This is a genomic window from Algoriphagus iocasae (assembly GCF_014206875.1).
Classification (GTDB): Bacteria; Bacteroidota; Bacteroidia; order Cytophagales; family Cyclobacteriaceae; genus Algoriphagus; species Algoriphagus iocasae.
In genome coordinates, this window is record NZ_JACIJO010000003.1 from 197,745 (window position 1) to 211,081 (window position 13,337).

Sequence of the window (13,337 nt, forward strand, 5' to 3'; positions counted from 1 at the left end):
ACGTTTCAAAATAAAAAATCGCAACAACTCAAATGAAAAGTATTTTATAAGGTGCCTGTTAAATGAATCGGAATCGGTAATAAGCTTGTCTTTTTATTTAAATCACTTCTTTAGCCACTTTCATATGAAGTTCATTCATCATCATCAATGCTGCCGAACCGTACCATTCTTTTAAATCCATTTTTAATACCCCAGCTTTAATAGAAGGGTCTGTTTCTGTTAAAGCCTGAGCTTCTTCTATACTTTCTACCGCAAAGAAATAAAGGCCTCTTAGCTCTTCATTTCCAAAAAAAGGTCCAGCCATTACCAATTTACCTTCCTCAGCCATTTTGTTGATATTGGCCATGTGGCCTTCCTGGAGTTTACTTTTTTCCTCCTCTGAGTATTCGTTTACTTTATCACCGCGATAAAGGAAAGCAATTACGTACTTTTTCATTCCGTATTGATCGGCTCCGACTTCCTCGGCAAGTTTTTGATCATATTCGGATTGACCATAAGATAATCCAATGGAACATATCATAAGAGCGGCAAAGAGGAATATACATTTCATTACGGATGGGAGGTTAGTTAATAATAAATCCGATGGTATCGGATTTTGTTCTGATTTTTAGCCAATTGTTCAATTTATCTTTTTCTTCATTCGTAGGCTTCCCTGAAAATTCTGCATAGGCGATCAGGAGCGTATCAATGGAGTTTTTTTCAAGATTAGTAATCAGCGAACGGTTTAAGCTGAATTTACGAATTTTTGGATGGTTGATTTTAGCCTCCTTGGCAATATCATTTCCTAAAAATCGAACTGTCCCATAGGCGGCCACTTCATTTTCCAAAAATGCGATCTTTTCATCCTTATCCTGAATTAACTTTTCATTCCGCTCGTATAGATCTTTTAGAATATCAGATCGAAGGATATTGATATCGGTGATGCCAGAGTTATTTTGATTGATGACAATTTCCGTATCGGTCAGTCCAAAGTTCATAGCTTTCTCTTTTATGATATCAATTGACTCTTTGCTGATAGGTTCACCGATCAAGTTCACCATGATAGATTTTTCCGTAGTGGAATAGTTGATGTTGCTACTTAAAACCTGCGTGGCTGGAAAGACCATTTCCTGACTTAAAAAAGTTTTTGCCTGCTCTTCCCAGATTGATCTCACGACAATTCCATAAGCGAGATAGATACTTGGTACGATCGTGATGATGGTGAAAATCGTGATATAGGTCTGTACTCTTTTTTCTTTTTTATGATCCATAAATTCCTTTTTCGGGAATTTCATAAACCGAACAATCAGATATGTCGACAAACTGATGAAAACTGAATTGATGCAAAAAAGGTAAAAAGCACCGATAAAATAGTAAAGGTTTAAGGTGGCCAAACCATAACCAGCAGTACAGAGAGGAGGCATCAAAGCAGTGGCAATTGCGACCCCAGGTATGGCATTACTTTTCTCTTTTCGGGAACCTGCAATGATACCGGCGAGTCCTCCAAATAGAGCGATCAAAACATCCCAAATTGTTGGTTCGGTTCGAGCCAAAAGTTCTGATTGGGCATCGTCCAAAGGAGTGAAATAAAAGTAAATTGTTGAGGTTAAAATCGCGATAAAAACTGCTGTTCCCAGACTTCGTAAAGAGCGTTTCAAAAGCTCAAAATCATTGATGCCAGCAGCAAGTCCAATACCCATAATTGGACCCATCAAAGGAGAGATTAACATCGCTCCAATTACCACTGCAGTAGAGTTGACATTGAGTCCGATGGAGGCGACAAAAATTGCGAAAATCAGGATCCAAAGATTAGCCCCTTTAAACTCCACATTCTTCTTGATGTCCTCAATTGTTTCTAATTCATCTTCCTTTCCTTCTTGTAAATCGAATCGATTTATAAGGTTGAGGAGGAACCTAATAAAATTGTTTTTATTCTTTTTAGGGACTTTACTTTCTTCCATATGGGAGGGAATTATTCTCGGAGTAAATTAAGAAAATAAAGCCTTCACTTTTTTCAAAGCCGGTCTAATTCTTTTATAGGAAACCTCTATGAGGCTGAAATTTTTGGAACAATTAATGCTATCTTATTCTACAGCTACTGCAATTTTTATACTTATAATTCACTTTATTTGAAAATACTTAATCAATTGATTTGTAATTTTTTAAAACTGTTTTAGATAAAACGTAATAAGTTAAGGCTAAATAAATTAGCCTAGGCTAAAAATTTAAATTTCATTTTTTTCAGCCTCTCAACATCGATTTGATTTTTGAATAGATGGATAATTATGATTTTAGAAGAAGCTTGACCGAAAAGAGAAGTTAAAATTGGAATTACCTAAGTTTTGTTGATATTTGAACGGTAGTATCACATCAACTATTTTTAAAATAATCCGATGACAGCCCCAAATGAATTTCGAATTGTATCAATTGATGATGATAAGATTCAGCATATTTTACTTAAAAAAAGAGTTCTGTTAATCGACTCATCCGCCCAGGTTTTTCCCTTTGAAGAGCCGACTTCAGCTATGGATTTTCTGGGTTCTAACAAGACAGATTTAATATTTTTAGACCTCAATTTCCCCGGGATTTCCGGTTGGGATTTACTTCAAAAATTAAAGGAAATTACCGATGCACCTGTAGTAGTCTTGACAGGAAATATCAGTCGGGAAGAACAAGAAAAAATCTCTGAATTTCCTCAGGCAATTCGTCTTTTGGAAAAGCCAATTTCCAATGATCATTTATCTGAGATTTTCGAATTTTTGAAGAGTTGAATTCTGCAAAAAGTAAGTGAATACTATCGAGGATTTTTTTACTTATTTTGTGGAATAAGCTCTATTAATTGTCTTAGATTTTTTGGCAGGAAATTTGGCTTCCTTAAGAAAAGAAAATCAGTTTTAGATCAGAAAAACCTTTTGATTTTCGAACCATTTTATTTCGATTCTCATTAGATTTTCTTTAACCTATTTAAAAAATGAAACTAGGTTTGCCGAATAAATGATCGAAAAGATTTTACCATTGACAAGTATTAATATTCCGTTTGGTAATATTAGGAAAAAGCCTTTCGAGATTTTTACTTAATTTCAAGCGATTAAATTGACCTATGGCTGGAGATGCAGATAGAAAGCCTGTGCTTTCAAAAAAAATAGATAAATTTTTTACAGGATTAGCAAGCGCCTTTAGCTTCGTAAAACGGTTCTTCAGGGAAGTATTTGTGCCTCCCTATGAACTGAAAGAAGTGGTGCACCAATGTTATAGAATCGGTGTCGAATCATTGCCTTTGATTTCACTGACTGGATTTATTGTTGGTATTGTATTCACTAATCAATCTAGACCTTCCTTATCAGAATTTGGAGCGACATCTTGGTTGCCATCTTTGATTTCGATCGCTGTTGTACGTGCAATGGGTCCATTGGTGACTGCATTGATCGCTGCTGGTAAAATGGGATCTAGTATCGGTGCGGAAATCGGTTCTATGAAAGTAACCGAGCAAATCGATGCAATGGAAGTTTCAGCAACCAATCCATTCAAATTTCTGGTTGTGACCCGGGTTTTGGCGACCACCTTTATGATTCCTGTTTTGGTGATGTACACTGATTTTGTCGCTTTGATGGGATCATTTCTAAGTGTTAATGCCAATGAAATGGTGAGTATGACCACTTTCTTTGTTCAGGTGTTTGAATCGATCAGCTTTCTGGATATCATTTCTTCTGTTTTGAAATCATTGTTATTTGGTTTTACCATCGGAATAGTGGGTTGTTATAAAGGATATAATTCTTCGAAAGGAACAGAAGGGGTGGGCCGTGCTGCCAACTCAGCTGTAGTAATGGCGATGTTTTTGATATTTATTGAAGAGCTTTTGGTTCTTCAAATTGTGAACGCAATCCGAATGATGTAAGCCATGGAAGAAAAAGTAGTTGAAATACAAGGTTTAATGAAATCGTTTGGGGATTTGGATGTTCTCAAAGGAGTAGATTTAGATTTATATAAAGGAGAAAATCTAGTAGTACTAGGAAAGTCAGGTTCCGGTAAATCTGTTTTGATTAAAATCATGGTAGGTTTATTGAAACAGGATGAAGGAAGTATGAAAGTGCTTGGTCAGGAAGTTTCCACTTTAGGTACCAAAGCATTGAATGAGCTTAGGTTGAAAATTGGATTCTCTTTCCAGAACTCTGCTCTTTACGACAGTATGACTGTGCGGGAAAACATGGAGTTTCCTTTGGTTAGAAATGTTAAAAACTTGACCAGAGGAGAAATTACCAGAAAAATAGAGGAGCTGTTGGACAGTGTAGGTTTACCACAATCGATTAATCAAATGCCCTCAGAATTGTCTGGTGGTCAAAAGAAAAGAATCGGTGTGGCTCGTACTTTGATCCTAAATCCTGAAATCATGCTTTATGACGAGCCGACAGCAGGTCTGGATCCGATTACTTGTATGGATATTAATAATCTGATTGTCCAGGTCAGAGAACAGTATAACACTTCATCCATTGTCATTACCCACGATCTTACTTGTGCCAAAGTCACAGGAGATAGACAGGCAGTACTATTGGATGGACAATTCAAAGCAATTGGAAGCTTTGACGATGTTTTTGCTCATGCGAAAGATGGGCGAGTCAAATCATTTTACGATTATAATTTCATTGATTCATGAGAGGTGAAAATAAACGCAACGTTTTAGTAGGCATATTTGTATTCATAGGAATTGCCATCCTGGTAGCCGGTATTTTGACCTTGGGCGGCCAGCAGAAGAAATTTGTGAAAGCAATCCATTTGAAAGCCGTTTTTGATGATATCGGTGGATTACAGTCCGGAAATAATGTTTGGTTTTCGGGTGTGAAAATCGGTACAGTCCGTAAAATCAATTTCTACGGAGATTCCCAGGTGGAAATCGAAATGAATGTCGAGGAAGAAGTGGTGGAGTTTATCCGTAAGGATTCAAAAGCTACTATCAGCTCTGATGGTTTGATCGGGAATAAAATCATTGTCATCTATGGAGGAACTACCATGGCACCACCGGTGGAAGATGGGGATCGATTGGAATCAGTGATGCCTTTGGATACCGATAAGATGATGGAAACTCTTCAGGAGAATAATGAGAACTTGGTAGAGATCACCAATGATCTAAAGAAACTGACCAGCAAATTAGCAGCTGGAGAAGGTATAGTTGGAGCGGTTTTGACAGATTCTACTCTTGCTGAAAGCTTCAAATCCATCATCGGAAATCTAAACAGAGCTTCTGTAAACAGTAATAAGATGTTGACTGATCTCAATACATTTACTGCCAAATTGAATCAGGAAGGAAACTTATTCAATGACTTGGTAACTGATACCACAATGGCTACTGAGTTGAGAGAAACAATGGGAAGCTTGAAAGCAACTGCAGCCAACTCAGAAGAGATGACGGAAGAGCTAAAAGCTATCACAGATAAATTCAACTCAAAAGACAACTCGATTGGAGTTTTGCTAAATGACGAAGAGTTTGCCAAAAATCTGAAACAAACCATGATCAATACAGATTCAGCTACATATAATCTGAATCGTGGTCTTGAAGCTTTGGAATATACCTGGCCATTCAAAAAAGGCTTTAAGCGGAAAGCAAAAGCTGAAGAAGAAGCGAAAAACAATTAAAAGAAAAGGTCCATTTTGGACCTTTTTTTATTGATTCTCATCCTTTCCATTTTGAATTTTTTCTTCTGCTTCTTTTTTGTCTTCTCCATTTGCCTTCATCGTCTCCGTGTTTTCTTGAATGGTCAAAACCGCTTTCATCGAAATTGGAAAGTGGTCAGAGCCAATCCCTTTTTCTACTTTCATGGATGCAAGTCCAAAATGCTTACTTAAAAATATATGGTCAAGTGGCCACCGGAATAGCGGTACTTTGGCATGAAAAGTATTAAATAGTCCTCGTCCTCTTCTAGGATCTGCCATTTCCGAAATCTTAAGAAAAAGTTCTGTCGTATAGCTCCAAGCGACATCATTAAGATCTCCAATCACCAATGATGGATTTTTATTTTCTTTTGATTTCTTACCTACAATCAATATTTCAGCATCTCTTTCAGTGCTTTCTGTGTTTTCTCCTGGTACAGGTGGTGTAGGATGAATCGCATAAACGGTAATTTTTTCCCCATTTCGGAGTTTAATATCGAGTTCAAGAGAAGGTATTTCATCGTCAATTAAATAATGAATTTCCTGTTTGATGATTTCTAATTTGGAATAAAAAAGTAATCCATAAGTATTATCTAGTGGAATTTTGATACAGAAAGGATAGTCATTTTCAATTTTGGACATACCTTTTTCCCAAGCTTCGTCTGTTTCAACCAGGAAAATAATATCAGGTTTTGATCTTTCTACAAGATTTACAGCCAGTTGATAATTTTTATTGTATTGGTAGACATTTCCCACCAAAATATGAACTCCCCTAGCTTCTTCAAAAGAAACGGTGTCAATCATTTTTTTTCCCAATGGCGTGAATGGTAGGACTTTACTTGTAAGGTATATGGTACAAAAAGACAAAGAGCCAATCCAAAGGTATGGCTCAATTTCTAATGAATTATCTAATTTCCAAATCCATAGAACAGCCAAGGCTAAAATGATTGCCAACTTCTGAAGTCTAGGATAGTCGAATATCCGAACCCACCAATAATCTAATTTGACCAATGGAAAAAAAGTTGCGAAAATAAAAAACGTACTAAAAATACGTAAGAGTATCTCTCCCATTTAATTTGTGTATTCTAGTGTTAATTTAAAGATCTACAAATAAGCTAAATATTGGCAAGATTTTGGGCTTCTATTTGACTTAATGGAATTTCATTTGCCTTTTTCAGGTTAATTGTATGTATCCTGTTTTTTACTTAGACTCTTTTATCATGAACCAAGACCCTTTCAAAATCAAATCAAGTTTGAAGACCGAATCCGGAACTTACGATTATTGGTCTCTGGAAAAACTTCAGCAAAGTGGAAAGAATATCAAAAAACTTCCTTTCTCCATTCGAATTCTTTTAGAAAATGCCCTCCGTAATTTTGATGATTTTTCAATTACAAAAGAACATTTAAATACCCTTCTCAACTGGAAACCGGAACCTTCCGATGAAGATATTCCATACAAACCTGCCCGTGTTTTGATGCAGGATTTTACCGGGGTTCCAGCAGTTGTAGACATTGCATCCTTGAGATCTGAGGCCAAAAGAAAAGGGAAAGATCCTGGAATGATTAACCCATTAATCCCGGTGGATCTCGTCATTGATCACTCTGTGCAGGTAGATTATTTCGGAACCAATTATAGCTACCAAAGAAATGTGGAAGTGGAATATGAGCGAAATGCTGAGCGATATCAATTTCTAAAATGGGCTCAGAAATCCTTTGATAATTTTTCTGTTGTTCCTCCTGGAATGGGGATTTGCCATCAGGTAAACCTTGAATACTTGGCTCAGGGCGTGATTTTAAGAGATGGAAAGGTGTTTCCAGATACATTGGTCGGAACAGATTCCCATACTCCAATGGTCAATGGTATCGGAGTAGTAGGTTGGGGAGTCGGAGGTATCGAAGCGGAAGCTGCTTTGTTGGGACAGCCTATATTTTTCATTATGCCCGAAGTAGTTGGGTTGAAACTGACAGGAAAATTACCAGCCGGAACTACAGCTACAGATATGGTATTGACTATCACTGAACTTCTAAGAAAGCACGGAGTAGTGGGAAAATTCGTGGAAGTATATGGTCCTGGATTGGATAATCTTTCTGTACCGGATAGGGCTACGATTTCTAATATGTCTCCGGAATTTGGTTGTACTGTAACTTATTTCCCAATAGATGATCGTACACTGGATTATATGGGAAAAACCAACAGATCGAAAGATCAGATCAAGCTGGTGGAGGATTATTGCAAAGCAAATATGCTCTGGCGAAAAGATGAGGAACTGATTCAATATAGTTCGGTAGTCGAATTAGACCTTGGTACAGTGGAAGCGACTGTTTCCGGTCCAAAAAGGCCTCAGGATAAGATTTTGGTAAGGAACTTTAAGCCAAAGTTTGAGGAGTTGCTTCAAGCAGTCCATGGGAGAGAATATATTCCAATCGACAAAAGGGAGGAAGTTGCCCGATTTGTAGAAGAAGGTGGGGGACAAACAGAAGACCAGTCCCACGAAAAAGCTCCCGCAGAAACAGAGATAAAAACCAAGATAAAAAATGGACTCAAGTCAGTTTCTGTCAAACTTCATAATGAAAAGTTTGAATTGTATGATGGCTCTATTGTCATCGCAGCGATCACTTCCTGTACCAATACATCTAATCCCTCAGTGATGCTCGGGGCAGGTTTGGTAGCTAGAAAAGCCCGACAATTAGGTTTGGATGTGAAGCCTTGGGTAAAAACATCTTTGGCGCCAGGATCCAAAGTAGTAACTGATTATTTGGAAAAATCTGAACTTTTAGAAGATTTGGAAGCTTTAAAATTCCACACAGTTGGTTATGGTTGTACTTCCTGTATTGGGAATTCTGGTCCCTTACCACGTCATATTGCCCAAGCGGTTGAGGATAATGATCTGGTGGTGGCATCTGTACTTTCCGGAAACAGAAATTTCGAAGCCAGGGTACATCCTCAAGTGAAAATGAATTACTTAATGTCACCGATGCTAGTGGTTGTTTATGCCATTGCGGGACGTGTGGATGTGGATTTATATAATGAACCATTAGGTTATGATCCTAATCTGGAACCTGTATATATGGAGGATATTTGGCCAACTAATGAAGAAATTGCAGAAGTAGCCAGAAAAGTATTGACACCGGATGATTATCAGAAAAATTACGGAGAAATTTTCGAAGGAAATGATATTTGGAGAGAACTTCAATCTGGTGAAGGTGAAATTTATCCATGGGATGAAAGCAGTACTTACATTAAAGAAGCTCCTTTTTTCAAAGGGATTTCCGTGGATGTACCAGATGCAAAAGACATTGTAAATGCCAGAGTTCTTTTGAAACTCGGTGATTCCATTACGACGGATCATATTTCTCCAGCGGGTTCATTCAGACCCGATACTCCAGCTGGAAAATATCTTGTTGGACGAGGAGTGGAGAGACCGGATTTTAATTCCTATGGTTCCAGAAGAGGGAATGACGAGGTAATGGTAAGAGGGACTTTTGCCAATGTCCGAATTAAAAACCAACTGTCAACCCAAGAAGGAGGCTTTACCAAATACATTCCTGATGATGAGGAAATGTCAGTATTTGATGCTTCGCAGAAATATCAGCTTTCGGGAACACCGTTGATCGTTTTGGCAGGTAAGGAATACGGTTCGGGTTCTTCAAGGGACTGGGCAGCAAAAGGTACAAACCTGCTTGGTATCAAAGCTGTGGTTGCCGAAAGTTACGAGCGAATCCACAGAAGTAATTTGGTGGGAATGGGTGTTTTACCTTTACAATTCCAAAAAGGAGAAAGCGCTGAAATTCTCGGCTTGACTGGATTTGAAGAGTTTAGCATTCTAGGAATTGAAAATGGATTAAAGGCAGGTCAGATTTTCGATGCAAAAGCAGTGACCAAAGATGGAAAAGAGATAGATTTCAAGGTGAAATCAAGGTTGGACTCTGAAGTGGAGATTGCCTATTACAAACACGGTGGAATTCTCAATTATGTATTAAGAGATTTCTTGAAGGATTGAGTTTGATTGATGCCCGATGACCGAGGCTTGGAGCGACCTGCGGTGAAAGGCATTGAAAGTAAGAAAAATTTAAGTTTATAGAATAGTGATGACTTTGTCAGACTGAGCTAAGTCCAAGCCCTTTTACAATATGTGAAATGATTGTCCTCGACTCCGCTCGGACTGACAAGCGTTTTATATCAAAATTCACAAGAATAAAAACCCGCTAGCGATAGCGGGTTTTGTCTTGTTTAACTCAATTTAAATCTAACTGGTATGGTAAGCCATCCTTTTATTGGATTTCCATCCAAATCCCGAGCAGGCAAGAATTGTCCTTTGTAGGATTTTGTAACTCGGAGCACTTCTTCGATTAAAGATTTTTCCGAGCCTACTGGATTTACAATTTCTATTTTTTCAAGTTTCCCTTGTTCAGTTATATGCAAAGCTACTATAACCGTTCCCTCAGCCCGCTTTGATCTGGCTTCTTGAGGATAACTCAGATTTTTCATCAGGTGTTTTTGCCAAATTAACTTGTCTGTGAAAGGAGCTGGTTCAAATTCATTAAATTCTGTTGTTACAACATCACTGGATCCTGGTTTGGTGATTTCATAAGTTCTGTCTACCGTTAATAAAGCTTCTCCGATATATGTTCCTTTGTCATAGTATTTGGCAAGGAAGAGACCATTGTCGGTATTTTTGGTTTTTTGGGAAATCAATTCTCCGGATAGATTGTAGTTTTCTGTTTCCTCTTGGTTAAACCTCCCCTCTGCATTGTAGGAGGATCGGGTAATTCTTACCAATTGATCTGATTTTGTGAAAACTCGCTCAATTGCATTGCCATTTTTATCTTCACTGGTGATGGATTTGTAAAAGTAAGAGGCCGTATCAGATTCCTCTATTGGATAAAAGTACATATTCAGGTAAACTATTTCTATTTGTTGCCCGAGAAGATTGTTTGAGAATAAACCTAAAATGAAAAGTAGAAGAAAGGGTATTTGCCTTTTTAAATACATGCTTTTGTAATCGTGAATGAATATTGAAACTAAAATATATTTTTAAGTTTAAATAACCTCTTTAACGATAGAAATAAAACCCCACTGGAAGGTAAAGCCAAGCTTCGACCGTTTCTCCTTTGTGATTGATAGCCGGGTTATAATTGCCTACAAATAACTCACCGATCCTTAAAGCTTCGGAGGTTAAAATGTTGGGGAGTTCATTGAAGTTAGCTACTTCGGTTTTGATTCGTTGCCCATTTTTGTCAATTAAAAAAGCGAGGATCACAGTGCCTTCCATTCCTTGTTTTTGGGCTTCGGGTAGAAATTTTTTCTCCTTTAAAACGAATTTTTTCCAGTCTTTGTCATTTGGAAATAAAGAAGGTTCGAAGTCATTTCTAGTCGATTTATACCGATTGGAAGAAGACATTCTCCATATTTCAAAATCATTGCTACCGAGGGTTTCTACATGTGCCACTTGGGCACCATCTTCATAATAGAAAATGAATTTTCTCGAACTATCTGAGTTTTCTTCACTTCTCATGATCAAATTGCCATCTGTGTCAAAAAGGCTTTCTACTATTTCCAGAGATCCATTGTGCGGATTTTTTCCTTCCTGAATGGTTTTAACTACCCGGTTTTGTAGATCCGTTATTTGAGTGAAAGTCGAACCATCCTCATTGTAACTTTTCATTTGAGAATAAACCGTATTCGGATCTCTCATCGATAGGGTAGGATAAAAATGCCTATTTAAAGGAGTGACATCAAAGCCCTGAGAATAGGCATTTGAAGTAAATAGTTGGATGAAAATCAACCAAAAAACATGAAGTAGGATAAACTGGCAATTATATTTCAAAGCGGTTTTCATTCGATTTTAATCTATCCAAAATTAATTTTTGCCACAAGAACTCTGCTTTTTTCTTTTTCAGATCTGGATTTCCTCTATTCATTAAAAAATTGATTCTAGGAAAATCTTAATCCTTCCATTTTATTTTTTTTGGCTTGCCAATAATTCCACCTTTCCCAATTTCCAAAAATCCTTTTATCCCTCAGGATAAGTCTTAATTTTGCTGGCCATACCTATCTTTTAACCTTATCATGAATTCAATTAACCCTACTACCACTCCGGCTTGGGGCAGATTATTGCAACTTGCGGAAGAACATAAAGACCTTAAAATCTTATCGCTTTTAGAAGAGCACGAGCGATTTGAGCGATATAGCTTGCAGTTAGAAGACATCTTGGTCGATTTTTCGAAGAATAAGGTCAATGATGATATTTTGAAAGCACTTTGTGATTTGGCTAGAGAAACCGAATTGCATCTAGCGATCGAAGATATGTTTTCTGGGGAAGCCATCAATCAGACTGAAAATCGTGCTGTTTTGCATACAGCTTTGAGAAATAAATCGGATCACGCGGTTTATGTAGATGGGGAAAATGTAATGCCTGAGGTTCAGAAAGTCTTGGACCAAATGAAAAGTTTTGCAGACAAAATCCAAAACAAGCAATGGCTTGGATACACTGGGAAACCAATCAAATCCTTAGTCAACATCGGTATTGGAGGTTCGGATTTAGGGCCAGTGATGGTGACTGAGGCGCTGAAGCCATACCAAAACCCAGACCTTGAAATATTTTTTGTTTCCAATGTGGATGGAACGCATATGGCTGAAACTTTGAAAAAAGTTGATCCTGAAACAACCTTGTTCTTTATTGCCTCCAAAACATTTACTACTCAGGAAACCATGACCAATGCGCATTCTGCAAGGGATTGGTTTTTGGGATATGCAAAGGATGAAAAGGCTGTAGCAAAGCATTTTGTTGCTCTTTCTACCAATGCGAAAGCAGTAGAGGCATTTGGAATTGATACCCAAAACATGTTTGCATTTTGGGATTGGGTAGGAGGAAGGTATTCTCTTTGGTCCGCTATAGGTTTACCAATTGCATGTGCCATCGGCTTCGATAATTTCGAGCAATTGCTTCATGGTGCTCATGCCATGGATGAGCATTTCCGACATTCCATGTTTAATAGAAATATCCCTGTGATTTTGGCATTGATTGGAATTTGGAATACCAATTTTCAAGGAGCTGCGTCTGAAGCAATTCTTCCATATGATCAATATATGCATCGTTTTGCAGCGTATTTCCAGCAGGGAAACATGGAAAGCAATGGTAAATATGTCAGCAGAAATGGAGAAAAAGTTAACTATACCACTGGACCGATTATCTGGGGAGAACCTGGGACAAATGGCCAACATGCTTTTTACCAATTAATCCATCAGGGTACCCATTTGATCCCATGTGATTTTATTGCTCCTGCAATTTCCCATAATCCGATTGGCGATCATCATCCAAAGTTGCTTTCCAATTTCTTCGCGCAAACAGAAGCTTTGATGAAAGGAAAGTCTTTGGAAGAGGTGAAAGCTGAAATGGCAAAATCAGGGAAATCTGAAGAGGAAATTGAGAAAATTGCCCCGCATCGTGTATTTGAAGGAAATCGACCAACCAATTCTATTTTGGTGAAGAAAATCACTCCGTATACCTTGGGGCAATTGATCGCGATGTACGAACACAAAATCTTTGTGCAAGGTGTCATCTGGGATATTTTCAGCTTCGATCAGTGGGGAGTGGAATTAGGAAAAGTTCTTGCAAACGGAATTCTTCCAGAGCTCAAAGGTGATGAAGAAGTTACCTCCCATGATGGTTCTACAAACGGCCTGATCAATGCTTATAAGAAAATGAGATAGG

At 37.8% G+C, this 13,337-nt stretch carries 11 protein-coding genes; 6 read left to right on the forward strand and 5 right to left on the reverse strand.

What is annotated here, in order from left to right:
* Positions 1–97: 97 nt before the first annotated feature.
* Both FHS59_RS15180 and FHS59_RS15185 read right to left on the reverse strand, forming a co-directional pair.
* Positions 98–550 carry a YciI family protein gene (locus tag FHS59_RS15180; protein ID WP_184496271.1) on the reverse strand — a complete coding sequence of 151 codons (453 nt, stop codon included), beginning with the start codon at positions 548–550 and terminating at the stop codon, positions 98–100.
* A gap of 13 nt (positions 551–563) precedes the next feature.
* Positions 564–1,940, reverse strand: coding sequence for a TIGR00341 family protein (locus FHS59_RS15185; protein WP_184496272.1), 1,377 nt, complete (start codon positions 1,938–1,940; stop codon positions 564–566).
* Positions 1,941–2,372: 432 nt separating this feature from the next.
* Here FHS59_RS15185 and FHS59_RS15190 point away from each other — a divergent pair, with 432 nt between their 5' ends.
* From FHS59_RS15190 to FHS59_RS15205, 4 genes are all read left to right on the forward strand, one after another.
* Positions 2,373–2,750, forward strand: coding sequence for a response regulator (locus FHS59_RS15190; protein ID WP_184496273.1), 378 nt, complete (start codon positions 2,373–2,375; stop codon positions 2,748–2,750).
* Between the two features lie 329 nt (positions 2,751–3,079).
* On the forward strand, positions 3,080–3,874 hold the full coding sequence (locus FHS59_RS15195; protein WP_184496274.1) for an MlaE family ABC transporter permease: 795 nt from the start codon (positions 3,080–3,082) through the stop codon (positions 3,872–3,874).
* 3 nt (positions 3,875–3,877) lie between these two features.
* Complete coding sequence (locus tag FHS59_RS15200) at positions 3,878–4,630, forward strand: ABC transporter ATP-binding protein (RefSeq protein ID WP_184496275.1); 753 nt, start codon at positions 3,878–3,880, stop codon at positions 4,628–4,630.
* Positions 4,627–5,607 (forward strand): MlaD family protein, encoded by a 981-nt coding sequence (locus FHS59_RS15205; RefSeq protein ID WP_184496276.1) that lies wholly within the window; start codon positions 4,627–4,629, stop codon positions 5,605–5,607. Before FHS59_RS15200 ends, FHS59_RS15205 begins: the two co-directional genes overlap by 4 nt.
* Before the next feature lie 27 nt (positions 5,608–5,634).
* On the opposite strand, the gene FHS59_RS15210 is transcribed toward FHS59_RS15205, so the two are convergent.
* Positions 5,635–6,693 carry an endonuclease/exonuclease/phosphatase family protein gene (locus FHS59_RS15210; protein WP_184496277.1) on the reverse strand — a complete coding sequence of 353 codons (1,059 nt, stop codon included), beginning with the start codon at positions 6,691–6,693 and terminating at the stop codon, positions 5,635–5,637.
* A gap of 149 nt (positions 6,694–6,842) precedes the next feature.
* Between FHS59_RS15210 and acnA the strand changes: the two genes are divergently transcribed.
* The gene (acnA, locus tag FHS59_RS15215; protein ID WP_184496278.1) at positions 6,843–9,623 is read left to right on the forward strand and encodes an aconitate hydratase AcnA; all 2,781 of its coding nucleotides are present in this window, start codon (positions 6,843–6,845) and stop codon (positions 9,621–9,623) included.
* Between the two features lie 230 nt (positions 9,624–9,853).
* On the opposite strand, the gene FHS59_RS15220 is transcribed toward acnA, so the two are convergent.
* Both FHS59_RS15220 and FHS59_RS15225 read right to left on the reverse strand, forming a co-directional pair.
* Positions 9,854–10,516 carry an energy transducer TonB gene (locus FHS59_RS15220; RefSeq protein WP_184496279.1) on the reverse strand — a complete coding sequence of 221 codons (663 nt, stop codon included), beginning with the start codon at positions 10,514–10,516 and terminating at the stop codon, positions 9,854–9,856.
* A gap of 160 nt (positions 10,517–10,676) precedes the next feature.
* The gene (locus FHS59_RS15225; RefSeq protein WP_184496280.1) at positions 10,677–11,462 is read right to left on the reverse strand and encodes an energy transducer TonB; all 786 of its coding nucleotides are present in this window, start codon (positions 11,460–11,462) and stop codon (positions 10,677–10,679) included.
* A gap of 230 nt (positions 11,463–11,692) precedes the next feature.
* Between FHS59_RS15225 and pgi the strand changes: the two genes are divergently transcribed.
* Positions 11,693–13,336 (forward strand): glucose-6-phosphate isomerase, encoded by a 1,644-nt coding sequence (gene pgi, locus FHS59_RS15230; protein ID WP_184496281.1) that lies wholly within the window; start codon positions 11,693–11,695, stop codon positions 13,334–13,336.
* The last annotated feature ends 1 nt before the right edge of the window (position 13,337 follow it).